General features: G+C 59.0%; 15 protein-coding genes and 2 pseudogenes. 10 read left to right on the top strand and 7 right to left on the bottom strand.

Features of this window, described 5'->3' with window-relative positions:
- Window positions 1-10 precede the first annotated feature (10 nt).
- The 8 genes and pseudogenes from Q1W68_RS13820 to Q1W68_RS13855 all read left to right on the top strand — a co-directional run bounded on the left by Q1W68_RS13820 (window position 11) and on the right by Q1W68_RS13855 (window position 7711).
- Window positions 11-352, top strand: coding sequence for a P-II family nitrogen regulator (locus Q1W68_RS13820; protein WP_300649371.1), 342 nt, complete (start codon window positions 11-13; stop codon window positions 350-352).
- 14 nt (window positions 353-366) lie between these two features.
- Window positions 367-3555: a CusA/CzcA family heavy metal efflux RND transporter gene (locus Q1W68_RS13825; protein WP_300658466.1), complete on the top strand. Its 3189-nt coding sequence runs from the start codon at window positions 367-369 to the stop codon at window positions 3553-3555.
- 70 nt (window positions 3556-3625) lie between these two features.
- The gene (locus Q1W68_RS13830; RefSeq protein ID WP_300649367.1) at window positions 3626-5176 is read left to right on the top strand and encodes a DUF1173 family protein; all 1551 of its coding nucleotides are present in this window, start codon (window positions 3626-3628) and stop codon (window positions 5174-5176) included.
- Window positions 5177-5188: 12 nt separating this feature from the next.
- On the top strand, window positions 5189-5320 hold the full coding sequence (locus Q1W68_RS13835; protein ID WP_300649365.1) for a hypothetical protein: 132 nt from the start codon (window positions 5189-5191) through the stop codon (window positions 5318-5320).
- 203 nt (window positions 5321-5523) lie between these two features.
- Window positions 5524-5634, top strand: a pseudogene (locus Q1W68_RS18420) (polymer-forming cytoskeletal protein); the annotation flags it as partial.
- Complete coding sequence (locus tag Q1W68_RS18425) at window positions 5612-5797, top strand: transposase (protein WP_366146708.1); 186 nt, start codon at window positions 5612-5614, stop codon at window positions 5795-5797. The pseudogene Q1W68_RS18420 and the gene Q1W68_RS18425, both read left to right, overlap by 23 nt.
- Window positions 5798-5941: 144 nt before the next feature.
- Entirely contained in the window at window positions 5942-6205 is a 264-nt protein-coding gene (locus Q1W68_RS13850) for a hypothetical protein (protein WP_300716957.1), read from the top strand.
- Between the two features lie 453 nt (window positions 6206-6658).
- Window positions 6659-7711 (top strand): porin, encoded by a 1053-nt coding sequence (locus Q1W68_RS13855; RefSeq protein WP_300649363.1) that lies wholly within the window; start codon window positions 6659-6661, stop codon window positions 7709-7711.
- 319 nt (window positions 7712-8030) lie between these two features.
- On the opposite strand, the pseudogene Q1W68_RS13860 reads toward Q1W68_RS13855, so the two are convergent.
- Window positions 8031-8555, bottom strand: a pseudogene (locus Q1W68_RS13860) (DUF4158 domain-containing protein); the annotation flags it as partial.
- 32 nt (window positions 8556-8587) lie between these two features.
- Window positions 8588-9166, bottom strand: coding sequence for a recombinase family protein (locus tag Q1W68_RS13865; RefSeq protein ID WP_300653064.1), 579 nt, complete (start codon window positions 9164-9166; stop codon window positions 8588-8590).
- A gap of 313 nt (window positions 9167-9479) precedes the next feature.
- Between Q1W68_RS13865 and Q1W68_RS13870 the strand changes: the two genes are divergently transcribed.
- Window positions 9480-11960 carry a TonB-dependent receptor gene (locus tag Q1W68_RS13870; protein WP_300653062.1) on the top strand — a complete coding sequence of 827 codons (2481 nt, stop codon included), beginning with the start codon at window positions 9480-9482 and terminating at the stop codon, window positions 11958-11960.
- Between the two features lie 261 nt (window positions 11961-12221).
- Here the strand turns inward: Q1W68_RS13870 and Q1W68_RS13875 are convergent, their stop codons facing one another.
- A complete protein-coding gene (locus Q1W68_RS13875) occupies window positions 12222-12551 on the bottom strand; it encodes a hypothetical protein (RefSeq protein ID WP_300653056.1) in 330 nt (109 codons plus the stop codon).
- A 136-nt stretch (window positions 12552-12687) separates the two neighbouring features.
- Entirely contained in the window at window positions 12688-13110 is a 423-nt protein-coding gene (locus Q1W68_RS13880) for a hypothetical protein (RefSeq protein WP_300653053.1), read from the bottom strand.
- Window positions 13111-13549: 439 nt separating this feature from the next.
- On the opposite strand from Q1W68_RS13880, the gene Q1W68_RS13885 reads away from it, so the two are divergent.
- On the top strand, window positions 13550-15319 hold the full coding sequence (locus Q1W68_RS13885; protein ID WP_300653052.1) for an AAA family ATPase: 1770 nt from the start codon (window positions 13550-13552) through the stop codon (window positions 15317-15319).
- 241 nt (window positions 15320-15560) lie between these two features.
- On the opposite strand, the gene Q1W68_RS13890 is transcribed toward Q1W68_RS13885, so the two are convergent.
- The 3 genes from Q1W68_RS13890 to Q1W68_RS13900 form a co-directional block, all read right to left on the bottom strand.
- A complete protein-coding gene (locus tag Q1W68_RS13890; protein ID WP_300653049.1) occupies window positions 15561-17072 on the bottom strand; it encodes a tripartite tricarboxylate transporter permease in 1512 nt (503 codons plus the stop codon).
- Between the two features lie 15 nt (window positions 17073-17087).
- Complete coding sequence (locus Q1W68_RS13895; protein WP_300653046.1) at window positions 17088-17576, bottom strand: tripartite tricarboxylate transporter TctB family protein; 489 nt, start codon at window positions 17574-17576, stop codon at window positions 17088-17090.
- An 84-nt stretch (window positions 17577-17660) separates the two neighbouring features.
- Window positions 17661-18341, bottom strand: coding sequence for an ankyrin repeat domain-containing protein (locus Q1W68_RS13900; RefSeq protein WP_300653044.1), 681 nt, complete (start codon window positions 18339-18341; stop codon window positions 17661-17663).
- Between the last annotated feature and the right edge of the window lie 7 nt (window positions 18342-18348).

Raw genomic sequence — 18348 nt, forward strand, 5'->3', positions numbered from 1 at the left:
GGAGCATCACATGAAACAGATCACCGCTATCTTTCGCCCACATCGACTTGAGCAAGTGGAGCAGGCACTGCATGCGCTGCCCAACCTGCCAGGCTTCACGCTGCATGCTGCCCGTGGCCATGCTCGCGGCCACGGTGCAGAACACCAGTTCACGCCTGACGAATGGAACCCGGACGCCCACGACAAGTTGGTGCTCGTGATGTTTTGTGCTGACGACGACGCCATGGAAATGCTGAACGTCATTTGCCGAGCAGCCCGCACGGGCAATGCCGGTGACGGGATGGTCGCCATGACCGAGCTTGTTGACCTTGTGCGCATCCGCACCGGCGAACGCGGCGATGCCGCAGCCTGACGAAAGAATTTCTCATGTTTGAAAAAATCATACGCTTCGCCATCGATCAGCGGTGGCTGGTGATGCTGATGGTGCTGGGAATGGCCGCCCTGGGGGCTTACAACTACCAGCGACTGCCCATTGACGCAGTTCCCGACATCACCAATGTCCAGGTGCAGGTCAATACCGCGGCACCGGGCTACTCACCACTGGAATCGGAGCAGCGCATTACCTTTCCAGTCGAGACGGCGATGGCCGGTCTTCCCGATTTGGAGCAAATCCGATCCATCTCGCGCTACGGCCTGTCGCAGGTCACCGTGATCTTCAAGGACGGCACCGACATCTATTTCGCAAGGCAGCTCGTCAACGAACGCATTCAGGAGGCAAAAGACAAGCTGCCGCCAGGCATTGCGCCTGCGATGGGACCCATTTCATCGGGACTCGGCGAGATCTACATGTGGACAGTGGAAAGCGAGCCTGGCGCCTTGAAGGCCGACGGCACGCCCTACACGGCCACCGATCTTCGCGAGATCCAGGACTGGATCATCAAGCCGCAATTGCGCAACGTACCAGGTGTGACGGAAATCAACACCATTGGAGGTAACGCCAAGGAGTTCCAGGTTGCCCCGGACACCAGCAAATTGATGGCGCACGGCCTCTCGCTTGCCGACTTGGTGCAGGCGCTGGAGCGCAACAACGCCAGCGTTGGCGCCGGCTACATCGAACGCAGCGGCGAGCAGTACCTGATTCGTGCGCCCGGGCAGGTCAGCAACATCGCAGATATCGAGAACATCGTGATCGGAACTCCCCAGGGAGTGCCGCTGCGCGTGGCTGATGTCGCCAAAGTGCTCATCGGAAAAGAGCTTCGCACAGGGGCCGCAACTGAGAACGGCCGTGAGGTCGTTCTCGGCACAGTGTTCATGCTGCTGGGCGAGAACAGCCGCATCGTTTCGCAGGCTGTTGACAAGCGTATGGCAGAGATCAACAAAAGCCTACCCGCTGGGGTGACGGCGACAACCGTCTACGACCGCACTGTGCTGGTGGACAAAGCCATCGCCACAGTGAAGAAAAACTTGATCGAAGGCGCGCTGCTGGTCATTGCCATTCTGTTCCTGTTTTTGGGCAATATTCGCGCTGCTCTGCTCACGGCCATGGTCATCCCGCTGGCCATGTTGTTCACGTTCACAGGCATGGTGACCAACAAGGTCAGCGCAAACCTGATGAGCCTGGGAGCACTTGATTTCGGCATCATCATCGATGGTGCTGTCGTGATCGTCGAGAACTGCGTGCGTCGATTGGCGCATGCGCAAGGAATCGCGGGTCGACCCCTGACACGCAACGAACGCTTTCACGAAGTTTTCGAAGCATCGAAGGAGGCCCGCAGGCCGCTGCTGTTTGGGCAATTGATCATCATGGTTGTTTACCTCCCGATCTTTGCGCTCACCGGCGTCGAGGGAAAGATGTTTCACCCAATGGCCTACACCGTCGTGGCTGCCTTGCTGGGGGCGATGATTCTTTCAGTCACCTTCATTCCGGCTGCTGTGGCGCTGTTCATCGGCAACAAGGTCGACGAGAAAGAAAACAGACTCATGGTCTGGGCCAAACGAGGCTACCGACCCATGTTGGGCTGGGCGATGTTGAACAAGCCGCTCGTGCTGACCATCGCCGCCGTGTCGGTGGCACTCAGTGGCCTCATCGCCACCCGCATGGGCAGCGAGTTCATCCCGAGCTTGAACGAAGGAGATGTGGCCCTGCATGCCCTGCGCATACCGGGCACCAGCCTGACCCAGGCCATTGAGATGCAGAGCGAACTTGAACGGGTCGTCAAAACCTTCCCTGAGGTCGACAAGATCTTTGCAAAGATTGGAACAGCCGAGATTGCGACCGATCCAATGCCCCCCAACGTGGCCGACAACTTCGTGATGCTCAAGCCCATTTCGGAGTGGCCCGATCCAACTCGCAGCAAGGCGGACCTGGTCGCTGCCATGCAGGTGGCCGTGATGAAAATCCCCGGCAATAACTACGAGTTCACTCAGCCCATCCAGATGCGCTTCAATGAGTTGATCTCCGGCGTGCGCAGCGACGTCGCGGTCAAGGTTTTTGGCGATGACATGGACGTGATGAACGCCACAGCGGCGGAAATTTCAGAGGTGTTGGAGAGCATTCCCGGTGCCGCCGACGTGAAAGTGGAGCAAACAACCGGCCTGCCGATGCTGACGCTGAACATTGACCGCAACAAGGCCTCGCGTCTGGGCCTCAATGTCAACGATATCCAGGAGGCGTTGTCGATTGCCGTGGGTGGCCGCGAAGCTGGCTTGGTATTTCAGGGTGACCGGCGCTTCGATATTCTCGTGAGACTGCCCGACGAGGCACGTGGCAATCTTGACGCCATCCGCCGCATTCCCATCCGCCTGCCCATTGCCGACGGTGCGGCAGGACTTCCTGGTTATGTGCAGCTGGGGGATGTTGCGACGCTAGACATTGCACCTGGGCCCAATCAGATCAGCCGAGAAGACGGCAAGCGGCGCGTTGTCGTCACAGCCAACGTGCGCGGTCGTGACATCGGCTCGTTTGTCACCGAAGCCCAAGCGAAGCTGGACGCACAGGTCAAGATACCAACCGGCTACTGGACCACCTGGGGTGGCACATTTGAGCAGTTGCAGTCTGCAGCCAAGCGGCTGCAAATCGTGGTGCCGGTTGCCCTGCTGCTCGTCTTCGTGCTTCTGTTCGTGATGTTTGGCAACATCAAGGACGGCCTGCTCGTCTTCACCGGTGTGCCTTTTGCACTTACTGGGGGCATCGTCGCACTCTGGCTGCGCGACATACCTCTGTCGATATCGGCAGGGGTCGGCTTCATCGCGCTGTCGGGCGTGGCCGTGCTCAACGGTCTGGTGATGATCTCTTTCATCCGGTCACTGAGGGATAACGGTATGCCCCTTGACCAGGCGATCGATGAGGGCGCGCTAACCCGTCTGAGACCCGTTCTGATGACTGCGCTCGTGGCTTCTTTGGGCTTTGTACCAATGGCGTTGGCCACGGGTACTGGCGCCGAGGTTCAGCGCCCGCTGGCCACTGTGGTGATTGGCGGCATCCTCTCGTCGACAGTGCTCACACTGCTGGTGCTCCCATTGCTGTACCGGCTGGCCCATTGGCGCGAGGCGCAACCAGCCGAACAAGTCACTGCTCAATGGACACCGCCCGACAGCGCAAAGTCTCCTGCATGAAGATGCTTCCATCTGCTGTCTGAGAATTTAGTCTATGCAACAAGACCGCCGTGGCCGGAGCCACAAGGTTATGACCACCACCGCACAACCGTCCTCCCTGGCCGCCCGGCTCATGATCGGGGGACGGGTGTTTGGTCAACGAGAAGTCGATGATCAGGCGCACATCGCCGAAATACAGCAGGCCATGGTCGCCGCGCGCGAACGCTTCGGCCACGCTCTGTGTCTGTGCCGGCGCCAACCCCTCAAGCTGCAAGTCCTCCTGCGGGAGTCAAAGTTACACCTCGCTGTGTGGCCCCACGAAGGGCCGCTTCACGATTCCGAGTGCGCGTTCTTCCGCGATGACCTCTGGTCTAATCCCATCATCACTCCCCGTTCGCCAGAACAGGTGCAAGCGCAGTCCCAAGCCACGCACGACCATCCCGTCGCCCGTGCACCTTTCCCCGCCACGGCCCGCGCAACGCCAGCAACCCAGGCCACGCTGCGTCCCCGTTCGACATCGGCGCGCGTGAACAGCGGCGCCGAACCGACGGGTACTGCAGCACCAGCTAGCGAGCGCCGTTCATTGACACTGGCTATTCCTGGGCAGCGCGCCATCAGCGATGGAGTCGACCGCCGCCTCAACCTCAAGAACCTTGCGATGGGTTTGTGGGAGGAAGCGGACCTGTGCCGCTGGCACCCCAGCTGGACCCGCGACTGGGGCCGCGTCCGCTACCAGCTCATGCGCGTAGCGCGCACGCTCGAAGTCAACGGCGTTGCGATGGAGGAGCTTCTGTTCGTCCCGCGCCGTTTTAGGGAAAGTGCGCGCAGGCAGTTCAACGCCGATTGGCAGGGATTCGTTGCCAGCCTGAGCATGGGGCGCCAGGATGCGACCCGACCGCTGCGCCTGCTGGTTGCACCAGTTCGCAGCTTCTCGGTCCCTGCCAACCAGCTACCCGTCATGCACCTGCGCCACTTGCGCCACCCAGTGGTCCTGTCGGACGCAGCATTGGATTTCCTGCGCAACAACTGCAGCGCAGCGCTGCGCCATCTGCAGGCGAACGACGACGAGGCGCGCATCAACAAGGCGATCGAGGGCAATGAAGCGATTCCCTATGGCAAGCACAACCCGGAGGTCATGGGCTTCTTCCTCGCCGAGGTGAACTTGCGTGGTGGCGTGTTCGCCCGCACCACCTGGTTGATGAACGTCCACCCCCGCAGCTTCATACCGGCGAACAATCCGAATGCAGTGCTGCTGGTCGATGCGCTGCTGGACAACGGTCATGCCTTCCAGCGCAACCTCACCGACGTGCAGCCCATAAAGAGGGTCGCACCCGACTGGCTGGTTCGTCATGTCGTCGGTCCCAACGGTCAGACCGTGGCTCGCGCTGCGCTCGATGTGCTGGAACGGGGCAGTTCCCCCGAATACCTGCAGACCCGCCACGCCATGGCCGCATCGCTCGCAGCCAAGGGCGTGCCCACCTGGACGTGGCTTCCCGGTGGCAACTGGGCCGAGCGCCGCGTGCCAGCGCTGCCCCCCAGAGACGAGCAGGCCCCCAATGAGGCGCAGCACCGTTTGCAAGAGATCAGCACCTGTGCTGATGCCGATTATCAGTTCGGGCCTAGCCCGCGGTTTTCTACCTGAAAGGAGAAACCCATGCAGATGAACACCCCCAGCTTTCTCGCCGTCGACGAATCCCCGTTCCCGCCGCCGAACGCCTTGCCGCACTTCCTCACCGTGCAATTCGTCAGCGAAACCGCATCAATGAGCGACAAGAGCGACGAATAGCCTCGGGTGCCAGCAGCGGCGGCGACCCCAGTGGTTAGCCTTGAGCCAGCGACATCAGGGTGCGATCTGCCTGTGCGCACCCTGAACCTGCAGGCCGGTACTGGCGCAGAAGCAGCGGTCTGCACCTTTACCGCAGGGTTGAGCTACGAGAGCGAGCCACCTTCCCGTGCGACTTTGTCGTGGTGGGCAGCATCAAGGGCAAGGTGGCCTTGACCGGTCAGTCCAAGCTCGTGATCGCCGCCGGCGGCAAGGTCGAAGGCGAGATCGTGGCCAAGAGCATCAGCATCGACGGTGAAGCCAACGGGAAGATCGACGCCAGCGGCGGTTTGGTCAGCTTCGGCGAGAACGCAATCTGCACCGGATCGAGCCAGTACACGCTCGGCCACAGGCGCGCGCTGGCGAGCGCTAACGCACTATCTCGAGGACCGCGCAGTCGCAATCGACAACAACCACCTAGAGCGGCAGATAAAGCCTTGAGCCATGGGCCGCCGGGCATGGTTGTTCGCCGACAGCGAACTCGCTCGCCAGCGCACGGCCATGGTGGTGAGCCTGGTGCAGTCGGCGCGGTTCAAGTGAAACGATCCAGGGCATATCCTCGTGTTGACTCGCTACGGGGTCGACATGCAGCTGCTTGAGGAGCCGATCCACGTCCTGCTCATCGCCTTCCAGGCCATGAAGCACTGCGGGCACGCTTCGCCAACGATCTCTGAAGACGTCCACGAAACCTGCTTGCGGCGTCTGACAGCGACGTCGAAGTTCTCCAAAGGCGCGCCGCCACATCTCTTCGTACAGATGTTCACGCAGTTGTCCGTCGACCACCCCGAGCGCTATCTCCTGGCATTCGTATACGGCCACCTTGGCCAGCACGACCTGCTGTGCGTGTGAACCGACGCCGAGAAATACTTGCGGCTGGTCTGCCTCAACCTCGTGGAGTGCGTGGCCTACATCGGTGCACGCCTGCAGTCCAAATGAGCCGGCTGCGGTCGGTCAAGATGGGTTGACCGGCCGCTCACGATGAAAAGGTCGAGTGTTCGATTCATCTCTCCGGCACCACGTCGATCGATGAAAGCCCGCTGTGAAAGCTATCGCGGGATTCTTGTTGGTCTCGCACTTGTCTTTACGGGGTGGTTTGCTCGCGCGCTGGCCCCATCGCGATTCATGACAAACATGTGAATCAGCCCGGATGTGCAGTCGGCGTTGTAAATCAGTAAAAACCCGCAAAAAACTGAGGGTGGTTCACAGGCTTGTGGTGTCTCTTGCGGACAATATGAGGGTCGCCCTGCATCCGGTAGGGGGCAAGGGCACAAGCCCTCCCGCAATCCATTGGAGTACACCCTCATGAAAAAGAGCCTCATTGCTCTGTCCGTTCTGGCCGCTTCCGGCGCCGCCTTGGCGCAATCGTCTGTCACCATCTATGGCCGCCTTGATGCGTCCGTTGGTTCTGCCAAAGTGGGCAACATCACGGGTGGCGTGGGTCCTGTCAGCAACACACAGATGTTCAACAGCGGCTTGACCAGCAGCCGTCTGGGTTTCCGTGGTGTTGAAGACCTCGGTGGTGGTCTGAAGGCAATTTTCGCTGTAGAGAGTGACCTTGTAGTCGACGCGCCTTCACCAACCAGTCTGGGTAACCGTGCTGCGTTCGTTGGCTTGGCCGGTGGTTTCGGTACCGTCAAGCTGGGTCGCCACGACACATCGTTTGACGACATCCGCGATCTGATGCTCAGCCAAAACATTTGGGACTCGGCTAATTTTGTTCCCACCGAGGTTACTTTGGCCAACACTGGAAATGGTTCTGTTCCAGCCTTCCAAGGGGTAGGTCAGCTCGCTGACTACGGCGACCGTGCGAACAACCAAATCCGCTACGAGTCACCTTCCTTCGGCGGTTTCTCTGCTGGCGTAAGCTACGGCTTCGGCGAGGCCACCAAACCGGAAAAGACCGACATCACCGCTTTCAACCTGCGTTACAAAGCGGGCAATCTGGATGTGGGCTACGGTTACCAGGAAAACAAAGCCATTAGTGCCGCTCTGGTCGACACTACCCGGGAATACAACACTTTGGCTGCGGCTTACAACTTCGGCTCCTTCCGCCTCTCCGGCGGCTGGAACCAAGTGAAGAACCAGGCTCCTCGCAAATCGGACACATACACCATCGGTGCTATGGTGCCGGTTGGCGCAATGGAGTTCTCTTTGGGCTACAGCACCGCCAAAGCCAAAAATCCCAACGGTTCTACCTTCGAAAAGGGTGATGCTTTCTCTGCTGGTGTGTTGTACAACATGTCCAAGCGAACCCGGCTGTACGGCCTGCTGACCACCGGTGACATCGAGAACTCTTCTGGCGTTAAAGTTCGCGAGCGTGACATCTACGCCGTCGGCGTTGCTCACGCCTTCTGATTCTCAAGCCTACTAACTCTCAAACGCATGTTGACACCCACCGCTCGAAAGGGCGGTGGGTTTTTTCATGGGTGCGGCATTTTGTGTGAGAGGCGCCGGGCTCAGGCAGCCTAGCCTGGATTCCCGTCCATCCCGACGATGCGTAGCGTGAGGCCCAGGGTCACGAAAGCTTCAACACAACCTACAGTTACTTCTGCTGAACATTGAAATCAATTCGGAGCACTTTGCGGTTCGCGCTTCGGTCAATTTTCTTCCCAAGAAGATCAGGGGAAAACCCTCAGGCGTTAACCGGGTCATTTGCACCGAACTTGAATTCACCCCGATTGGCGCGCGTCACGGCTTCGGCGCATGCCCGTTCGATGACGGTGATCGCCGGCAGAATGACACGCTGTCGCCGCAAGGCTTCCAGCGACTCAATCGCGAGTACCATTCCCTTGTCGGTTTGCATGGCGAGGTCGGCAAGGCAGTGCACCAGCTTACGAAAATCCGGCAGGCCAAACGTGGACAGCGAGAGATAGGCGCGGATCTCCTGAAAATGTTCGCGCCGCGTCTCGTCGCGGACGCCGTATTGTGGCCAGGCGGCGGCGTCGCTTTGCACTTGGCGAGCGATCCACTGGATTACCGGGGCCGGCACCGGCATGTCGCCGGCCAGCGCATAGCCCGGATAACGCAGCAGGCACAATTGGACGGCGAAACCGATCCGGTTGGCGTCGCCGCGGCGCTGCCGGATCATGGATAAATCGGACTCGGTGAAGCTGTAATGCAAGATGAGGTCGTCCTGACTTTCCGGGAGTGCCAATAGGCTGTCCCGCTCCGTTGCGGAAAGTATTGATCGGCGTGCCATGCGTTACGCCATCCTGTCGGCGCAATGGCGCCTCATGTCGGCCTGGTCCCGCCGATTCGCGCGATGGTTTCAATCAGCGTGGTTCGCTTGACCCCAAAGGTTCGACATATAGCCGCCTTGGACATGCCCCCGCCCAGCGCGGTAAGGATGGACTCCAATTTTTCGCCGGTGATGACAGGCGGCCGGCCACCGATGCGACCGCGCCGCCGCGCCGCCGCCAGTCCAGCGCTCACGCGCTCCCTGGTCAAGGCCCGTTCGTACTGAGCCAGTGCGCCGAAAACATGAAACAGCAATTCGCCGGAAGGTGTTGTAGTGTCCATGCCTTCGGTCAGTGAACGAAAGGCAACCTGCCTGTCTTTCAGCGTGTTCACGATGGCAAGCAGGTGTGGCAGTGAGCGCCCGAGTCGATCGAGCTTCCAGACGACAAGCACGTCGCCAGGCCGCAGAAATTCGAGCGCCTGGGCCAGGCCAGGTCGATCATCCTTGGCGCCGGAGGCGCGATCTTCATACAGGTGACGGGTATCGACACCCGCCGCCTGCAGCGCATCGCGCTGCAGGTTGGTGTTTTGGCGGTCCGACTCGGACGAAACCCGCATGTAGCCTACAAGCATGTACGGAAAACCTATAAAGTGTGATTGCCGTATGCTACACCATGACGACATAGTTTTCCGTACACTTTACAAGCCTTTGCGAGTAAGCTTCCGGTGTCGCCTGCCGGCCTGTCGGGAAACACTTGTTTTACGACAGGCACCATTCGAACAAGAGCGGACATTTGTCGTGCACGCCAGCAGCAAGGTGAGCTGGGATAATATTCGCAGCGACAACAAATCCAGTGGCGATGTGCCGCCCTTTGGCCGTGGCCCGTGGCAGTGGAAAAGTGGATTTAAAACAACAAGAACGATTTGAATACAGATAGGAGACGTTTTGAAATATTCGACTTTTCATCGTGGGCCGCAGATATGGCCCCAGACTGCCATCGCGCTGGCGTTGACGGCTGCATTCAACCTGAATGCCCACGCGCAACAAGAAAAAATACTGCCGGCGGTCGAGGTAATCGGCACCACGCCGCTGCCTGGCATCGGCCAGCCACGCAACGAGATCGCGGCACCGGTACAAAGTGCCAGAAGCCGCGACCTCGAGCGCAGTGGCGCGCTGGAGTTGGGCGACTTCATGAACCGCAGGCTGGGCAGCGTGCATGTCAATGAAATGCAGGGCAATCCATTCCAGATGGATGTCAACTATCGCGGCTATACCGCGTCGCCGCTGCTGGGTACGCCGCAGGGCTTGTCGGTGTACATGGATGGCGTGCGCATGAATCAGCCGTTTGGCGATGTGGTGAGCTGGGATCTGATTCCGCGCGCGGCGATCTCGTCGATGACCCTGATCCCGGGTTCGAACCCGCTGTTTGGCCTGAATACTCTGGGCGGCGCGCTGTCGGTGCAGACCAAGGACGGCAGAAGCGATCCGGGGACATCGCTGCAGACCACTGTCGGCAGCAATGCGCGGCGTGCAGTCGAGTTTGAGCATGGCGGTTTTAACGACAAGGGTCTGGACTGGTATCTGACAGGCAACCTGTTCAAGGAACGCGGCTGGCGCGATGATTCTCCGTCCGATGTGCGCCAGTTGTTCAGCAAGCTGGGCTGGCGCGGCGGCGCCACCGACCTGAAATTGACGCTGGCACATGCCGACAATCGATTGACCGGCAACGGTCTGCAAGAGCAAAGCTTGCTGGCGCGCGACCGGGCCAGCGTGTACACCAAGCCGGATCTGACGCAGAACCGTTCCACGCTGCTCAATCTGGCGGCAAGCCACGGATTCAATGACAATCTGCTGTTCTCCGGCAATGCGTATTACCGCAATATCAAGACCTCGACCTTCAATGGGGATATCAACGAGGAGGTGCTGGACCAGGATGTGTATCAGCCCGGTGAAAATGCATCGAACACGCCCTTTCCATCCTTGCGCTGCATCGAGCAATCGCTGCAAAACGATGAGCCGGCCGAGAACTGCAATGGCTTGATCAACCGCAGCCAGAGCTCGCAACAGAACTATGGGCTGTCAGGCCAGTTGACCTGGCTGGGCACGCTGGCCGGCAAGCGCAACCAGCTGGTGACAGGCGCCGGCTATGACGCCAGTCGGGTGAAATTTACGCAATCCTCGCAGCTCGGTTTTCTGAATCCGGACCGCAGCATTAGCGGCGTCAATTCTTTTGGCGATGGTGTGAGCGGCGGCACTGTGGATGATGAACCGTATGACACGCGGGTCGATCTGTCGGGTCGCATCCGGACCTGGAGCGTATTTGCCAGCGACACGCTGTCACTCCAGGAGAATCTGCACCTGACGCTTTCGGGGCGCTATAACACCACGTCAATCAAGAATCGCGACCAGATTCACGCCGACGGCGACAGCGCGTCGCTCAGTGGCGACCACCGCTTTTCACGTTTCAATCCAGCCATCGGCCTGAGCTACAGCCCGACGCAGGCACTCAATGCTTATGCCGGCTACAGCGCAAGCAGCCGCGCGCCGACTGCCATTGAACTGGGTTGCGCCAATCCGGACCAGCCCTGCAAGCTGCCCAATGCGATGGCTGGCGATCCGCCGCTGAACCAGGTTGTCACGCGCACCCTGGAGGCTGGCGTGCGCGGCACTGCAGCCGGCAATCTGCGATGGAATGCCGGCGTGTTCAGCGCTGAAAATCGGGACGACATCCTGTTTGTGGCCGACAATCAGGCCGGCTTTGGCTACTTCAAGAATTTCGGGAAAACCCGCCGTCAGGGGCTGGAACTGGGTCTCAGCGGCAAGCTGGGCAAGCTCAATCTGGGTGCGCAATACACCTTGCTGGATGCGACTTTCCAGAGTGCCGAAACAGTCAATGGCAGCAGCAACAGCAGCAATGTCACGGCCGCCGCCGGCGCTCCCGGCCTGGATGGCATCATCAACATTCGGCCCGGCGACCGCATTCCGCTGATTCCGCGTCAAATGCTGAAGCTGTTTGCCGATTATGCGGTGTCGCCGGCCTTCACGCTCAACGGCAGCATGGTGGCGGTGTCAGGTGCATTAGCGCGCGGCAACGAGAATAATGGCCACCAGCCGGATCGCACGTTTTACCTGGGCCAGGGCCGCAGCGCCGCTTATGCGATTTTCAATCTGGGCGCCAACTACCGCATGACGCCACAGTTGCAGTTGCTGGCGCAAGTCAATAATGTGTTCGACACGCGCTACAACACCGCCGCCCAGCTTGGCCCGACAGGCTTTGATGCAAACGGCAATTTCCAGGCCAGACCATTCGGAGGATCGAACGCCGACGGCTTTCCGGTCCAGCAATCGACCTTCTTCGCCCCCGGCGCACCACGGCTGATCTGGGTCGGACTGCGCTATTCATTTGGCAAGCCTACCAAGGGGTAACCGGAGATTGCCATGCACCTGCGCGTATGGCAATCCACCAGCAGAACGTGTGTTTCGAAGGCATGCCAGGCGGTGGCTTTTTAAATATAGCGCGAGACGCCGATAATGCGTTCGGTTTCGGTGAATTCGCCGTCTGCTGTCGGTGTGCGCTGCTTGTAGATCGCGACCAGTGCCATTTCGCGGTCATAGTCGATCCGCGTGTAACGCGCAGAGCCATTGGCCACAAAGGCGCGGAAGCGAATCCTCGCCCAACTGAAAACCTTAGCGTACTATTTTTTTCGAATTCTGTGGGCGCCCCATCTTCATCGCGTTGTCCATGTGTTCACGGCCAGCCGACCCGGCGCGTTCAGTGGAATGGACAAGCGTCAAGTAGTGGCGGGCCATCGAGAAGAGCTGATCGCTTGCCTGACCGTTGATTTCCATGTGAGCACCGAGGTAGCCCAGAGCTGCAGCGCATCGAGGGTTGCCACTCATGAACAACTCGCCGGATTGCGACCGCAGATAGCTATTTGGGTATGCACCCGTGACCGATTCGCCAGCAAAGGCCGGCAGCGACAGACAGACCACTAGGGCGAGGGCAAGTTTCTTCATGTGAGACCTTCAGAGGTTGGGTTTAGACGTTGCGAATTGCTCCATCCACACCCTCAATACGCGAGGCGGAACATGCAGAGAGCAGACGTGAAAATGCCCACCGAAGTGGGCCTTTCTTGTGTGTGCCTGGAGCTGCTTACCGCGTGGCTTGCTCATCGAGCTGGGCTTGCATGGCGGCGGCGTGGCGCTCGGCTGCGTCTTTGGCCATGGCCTGCTCTTGCGCCCGGCTTTGCTCCATGGCGTTCACGGCCTCATCAGACGCCCAGTCGAAGCCACCTTGCTTGGCCAGCGGGCGAGCTGAGGCGTTGTAGGTCCGAAGCGGGACATGGATCACCGTGGGTGCGGGTTGCGCGGCTACTTGCCGGAGCTGCCGCGCGGGAGCGGGGTTTTGCAGCTTGAATGCTCCGTGGCTGGGCAGGGCATCTGAGGCAAACGCTTGGCCAGCGGCGCTCATTCCGCCGTGCAGCCGGTCAGCGTTCATCACGACCACGGCCATGACGCCAAGGGCGAGGAGGAAGGCGAAGGGCGAGATTTTGGACTTGGTGTTGCGGGTGCTCATGATGTTTTCCGGGTTGGGTTCTGACGCTGGCTTCCCAGCTTTGCTGATACCTTCAATGTGCTCGTCGGAACCTCGGGACGGAGATCAATTGCGAAGTAGTTGCAGTCGGTGCCTCTCTCCAGTGCGCTCGGACTGGCTAGCACGTACCTGGCAGAGGAGGGTGCGAGCGACTAAAGTTGGGCACCGGCAATGGTCGGTGAGGCGGATCCGCGCCTTCGATGAATAGCGCTCAACACTCTGGAGAAAGGAACATGACTGCGTATCAGTCAGCCTCTCCAATGCGCCGTGGTTCTGCTGCGGATGCAGGGCCGGCGACGAGGCAGTTTCTTTGCCTACCCTCTCAGGAGGGTGCTATGCATCCTAAGCACATCGATGGTGAATTTGACGGCCAGCTTGTTTCCTTCCTTCATCCCCAACCTTAATGGGCACAATCTACTCCATGAACGTTCTCATACCTAATTTGGCAATTGCGGGCTATCGAAGTTTTGGGAAGCAACCTCAGTACTTCGAGCGATTCGCAAAGGTAAATATTTTCATCGGGCAGAATAACGCCGGCAAGTCAAACGTCCTTAGGTTCTTGCATGAAATCTACCCGAACGCCTCACAGAGAGAGACACCGAAGCTCGACTTACTAGCAAGACATTTGCCTGATCAGCCACCAATCCTTCTTGGTATAGGCGAGGCATTCAACCGCACTGATCCTAAGCGCCCAAAGCTGATGGACGATCAAATATTATTAGCTGGTAATCACAGCGAGCAAAACAAGGCGATCCTTTCAAATACGCTAGGAAAGCTCCTCGCCGAAAAGGCGCGAATTGATCAGACGAATTTGTGTTGGACACTATTGACGCTGCCTATTCGCACAGACGAGCAAGAATCTTGGATAGAAGCCGCGAAGATACTTCAGGACCAAGAGATAAAGCACGTATGGGCCTTGCTCACGGGAATGAGCGGGGGTGACCGAAAGTATAGCTGGGAACCAGGTGTACTTCAGCGAATTCAGGCGGCTCCAATGGCTATTCGGACGCAGATGATCCCCGCCATTCGCCAGATCGGCGCTAAGGGAAGCACTTCCGATTCTTTCGACGGCACAGGAATAATCGAACGAGTTGCAAAACTCCAAAATCCCGATGTCCACAGCCAGACAAGTCGCCAACGCTTCAACGCGATCCGCGACTTCCTGCGCGACGTCGTAGATCGACCGGATGCCACCATCGAAGTCCCATACGAAAGGGACACAATCTTGGTGCATATGGATGGAAAGGTACTTCCCATTGAATCGCTTGGATCGGGGATTCACGAAGTCATCATCTTAGCTTCGGCTGCAACAGTCCTAGAGGATTACGTCGTCTGCATAGAAGAACCAGAGTTGCATCTGAATCCTATTCTTCAGAAGAAGCTGCTACGGTACCTCGCGCGATACACGCAAAATCAGTATTTCATAACTACGCACTCTGCAGCACTAATGGACACACCAGGCGCGGAGGTGTATCACGTTAGTCTGAAAGATGGCGCTTCGATTGTTGAACGTGCAACCAGCAATGAACACCGTTCGTCGGTATGCGAAGACTTGGGCTATCACCCATCGGATCTTCTGCAAGCAAACTGCGTGATTTGGGTGGAGGGTCCCTCAGACCGTATTTATCTGAAATGGTGGCTCCGTAGTGTGGATCCAGATCTGGTAGAGGGCATTCACTACAGCATCATGTTCTATGGCGGTCGATTGGCATCACATCTAACGCAGGCTCCAGACAGTACGGAGATCAGCGATTTCATCTCGCTCCGCCGCTTCAACCGCAGGGGGGCAATGATTATTGATAGTGATCGCGATAAGCCGCATGCATCTATAAACGCGACCAAACGGCGACTTCAAACCGAATTTGATTCTGGACCAGGTCATGCATGGATCACGGAAGGGCGGGAGATCGAGAACTACCTGCAGCCTTCACAGGTTGCGAGCGCCATTTCAGTGATTCACCCGAGAGCAGTCCAGATTGCTGAGACGGGTAAGCATGCCAACTTGCTGCGCATCAAATCAGCAAATGGTAAGGAGACCAGCGCGTCGAAGGTCGATGTGGCCAAGTACGTTGTAGGGCATTTCGAGCCCGATTTGAGTGTGCTCGACTTACGAAAGAGAGTCACTGTGCTACGCACATTCATCCTAGATTCGAACCCGAAGACAGGACCAGCCGCCGCTGGTGCACCCTAGCGCATGTGAAACCGCCGTATCACGCGCTTGTCTGCCGAGGCGCACTGGTGGAGGAGCAGCCGGGCACTCGTGATCGGCTGCTCCAGGTGTAGTTGCGTCGTGAGGTCTGAACCGCGATAATGTTGTAATTCTTTTTGTTTACATAATATACATCGTAGAATGTGCGACAAGGTTCCGTCGAGATGAAAAAAGAAAGCCCGACTCAAGGTCGGGCTTTCTTCACAGGTCACCTGAGCCGTGGTCAGTCTTCGACGAATGCCTCTTCGCGCTTCTTCTTGATCGATGGCAGCAACACGATGGCCAGCAACAACAGCGCCGCCGCCAGCAACGAGGCGGAGATGGGCCTCGTCACGAACACCGACCAGTCGCCACGCGAGATCAGCAAGGCGCGACGCAGATACTCTTCCATCATCGGACCCAGAATGAGACCCAGCAACAAGGGTGCTGGCTCACAACCCAGTTTGATGAAGCTGTAACCAATCAAGCCAAACACGGCCACCATCCAGATGTCGAAGCTGTTGTTGTTGGTCGAATACACACCAATCGCACAAAACATCAGGATGGCTGGGAACAGCCAGCGATAAGGCACCGACAGCAATTTGACCCAGACACCGATCAGGGGCAGGTTCAGAACGATGAGCATCAGGTTGCCGATCCACATCGAGGCGATCAAACCCCAGAACAGCTCGGGGTTGGATGTCATGACCTGCGGGCCAGGCTGGATGTTGTGGATCGTCATCGCACCCACCATCAGCGCCATCACGGCGTTGGGAGGAATGCCCAGGGTCAACAACGGGATGAACGACGTCTGCGAACCGGCGTTGTTGGCCGACTCGGGGGCCGCCACGCCGCGGATGTTGCCCTGGCCGAAGGGCACCTCGCCCGGCTTGAGCTTGGTCTTCTTTTCGATGGTGTAGGCCGCAAACGACGACAACAACGCACCGCCACCGGGCAGGATGCCCAGCACCGAGCCCAATGCCGTGCCGCGCATCACGGCGGGCAGCATGCGCTTGAAGTCTTCCTTGGTGGGCATGAGGCCATGCACCTTGCCGGTGAAGACTTCGCGCTTGCTTTCATCCTGCGACAGGTTGCTGATGATCTCGCCGTAGCCAAAGATGCCCATGGCGATCACGACGAAGTTGATGCCGTCGGTCAACTCGGGGATGTCGAAGCTGAAACGGGCCACACCGGAGTTCACGTCGGTACCGACCAGGCCGATCAGCAGGCCCAGGACGATCATGGCCAGCGCCTTGAGCAACGAGCCCGAGGCCAGCACCACAGCACCGATGAGACCCAACACCATGAGCGCAAAGTACTCGGAAGGCCCAAAGCTCAGCGCCACCTCGGTCAGCGGCGGCGCGAAGGCGGCCAGCACCAGGGTGCCGACACAACCGGCGAAAAACGAGCCCAGGCCTGCGGCAGCGAGTGCAGGGCCTGCCCTGCCCTTGCGCGCCATCTGGTAACCGTCGATCACGGTCACGACCGATGACGATTCGCCCGGCAGGTTGACCAGAATGGCGGTGGTCGATCCACCGTACTGTGCGCCGTAATAGATGCCGGCCAGCATGATGAGCGCGGCCACAGGCTCCAGCCCGTAGGTCACGGGCAGCAACATGGCAATGGTGGCCAGCGGGCCGATGCCGGGCAACACGCCGATGAGTGTGCCCAGCAGGCAACCCACAAACGCGTAGATCAGGTTCTGGAGGGTGAAGGCGACACTGAAGCCCAGTGCGAGGTTGTCAAAGAGTTCCATGGGGGTTGTCTCCGGTCAGGCGGTCAGGAAGGCAGGCCACACCGGGAACTGCAAATTGAGCATGTAGACGAATGCGCCGTAACTGCCGATCGCGAGCAGGGTCGCCAGAAGCAACGATTCCTTGATGTTGCAGTTGGGACGCGCGTAGCCAGCAATGATCACCAGGCCGTAGATGGCCACGATGAAGCCCATGGCGGGGATGCCCAACGAAGGCAAACCCACCAGCAGCGCGCCGAATGCCAGATTGGCGCCGAGCACGAAGCCCAGCGGTCGCCATGCGATCTTGCCGATGGGGTCGCCGTCGGGCGCTTTGCTGCGAAAAGACTGGATGGTGATCACGATGCCGAGGATCGTGAGCAGGATCCCGAGCAGCAATGGAAAGTACCCTGGCCCCATGCGGGCCGCTGTGCCCACGTCAAAGCTCGTCGCACCCATGGCAAACGAGCCGCCCACGATGGTGAACATCAAACCAGAAAAAAAGTCTTTTTGACTTGCCAGCTTCACAGTGTCTCCTCGGAATATCGGGTGTGGCGATTCTGATGCGGTCGCAGGAATATCCCCATGTGGGTTACACCTACATGAACGGGGCTACCAGCGGCCTTGCGGCTGCCTGGCACGGACAAAGGCAGCGATGATCTCGGCCGATTCGGCCCTCTGGGCCCGGTTGGCGAAGTCGATGGCCGAGAGCCCTTGCTGGTTCTTCAAAAGGGGATCGGCGCCCTCTTCCAGCAGCAGCTTGACCACCGATGGGTGGCCATAATGCGCCGCCATCATCAGTGGCGTGCTGCCATTGGGCGACTCGGCGTCGATGTAGGCGTGGTGCTCCAGCAGCAGGCGGGTCAGCGCGAGACTGCCCGCATCGGCGTTGGTGGCCGCATAGTGCAGCGGGGTCCACCCCGGCTTGTTGACTTCGGCCTTGCGTTCGATGAGGCGCCGGGCCAGCTCCAGCCGCCCTTTGAGGGCGGCCATCATCAACGGAGTTTCGTCCTGTCTGGTGCGAACCTCGACCTGCACGCTGGGCTCACCCAGCAGAAAGCCGGACACCTCCCAGGCACCGTCGCGCAAGGCCAGGAACAAGGCGGGTTCACCTTGCTCGTTGCGGGTGTTGAGATCAAAACCACGCTGGGCCAACTGGCGCAGCGCGCTGACGTCATTGCGTTTGACCGCCGAGAAAAAATCGCTGAACGAATCGGCCCACGCCGCCGTGGACAAACCGATGGACAGCACCAGCAGCCATTTGAAAACAATGTTCTTTTGGGATGTCTTCATGTGATTT

The sequence above is a fragment of the Hydrogenophaga sp. genome (assembly GCF_030158645.1).
In the GTDB taxonomy this organism is placed as follows: domain Bacteria; phylum Pseudomonadota; class Gammaproteobacteria; order Burkholderiales; family Burkholderiaceae_C; genus Hydrogenophaga.

Excerpts from the sequence above, each read along its gene's own strand:
- Q1W68_RS13835 (WP_300649365.1), top strand. The coding sequence starts at position 5,189 with ATGCAGATGAACACCCCCAGCTTTCTCGCCGTCGACGAATCCCCGTTC.
- Q1W68_RS13850 (WP_300716957.1), top strand. The coding sequence starts at position 5,942 with ATGCAGCTGCTTGAGGAGCCGATCCACGTCCTGCTCATCGCCTTCCAG.
- Q1W68_RS13885 (WP_300653052.1), top strand. The coding sequence starts at position 13,550 with ATGAACGTTCTCATACCTAATTTGGCAATTGCGGGCTATCGAAGTTTT.
- Q1W68_RS13875 (WP_300653056.1), bottom strand. The coding sequence starts at position 12,551 with ATGAAGAAACTTGCCCTCGCCCTAGTGGTCTGTCTGTCGCTGCCGGCC.
- Q1W68_RS13820 (WP_300649371.1), top strand. The coding sequence starts at position 11 with ATGAAACAGATCACCGCTATCTTTCGCCCACATCGACTTGAGCAAGTG.
- Q1W68_RS13865 (WP_300653064.1), bottom strand. The coding sequence starts at position 9,166 with ATGCTTGTAGGCTACATGCGGGTTTCGTCCGAGTCGGACCGCCAAAAC.
- Q1W68_RS13880 (WP_300653053.1), bottom strand. The coding sequence starts at position 13,110 with ATGAGCACCCGCAACACCAAGTCCAAAATCTCGCCCTTCGCCTTCCTC.
- Q1W68_RS13825 (WP_300658466.1), top strand. The coding sequence starts at position 367 with ATGTTTGAAAAAATCATACGCTTCGCCATCGATCAGCGGTGGCTGGTG.
- Q1W68_RS13830 (WP_300649367.1), top strand. The coding sequence starts at position 3,626 with ATGACCACCACCGCACAACCGTCCTCCCTGGCCGCCCGGCTCATGATC.
- Q1W68_RS13890 (WP_300653049.1), bottom strand. The coding sequence starts at position 17,072 with ATGGAACTCTTTGACAACCTCGCACTGGGCTTCAGTGTCGCCTTCACC.
- Q1W68_RS13900 (WP_300653044.1), bottom strand. The coding sequence starts at position 18,341 with ATGAAGACATCCCAAAAGAACATTGTTTTCAAATGGCTGCTGGTGCTG.
- Q1W68_RS13855 (WP_300649363.1), top strand. The coding sequence starts at position 6,659 with ATGAAAAAGAGCCTCATTGCTCTGTCCGTTCTGGCCGCTTCCGGCGCC.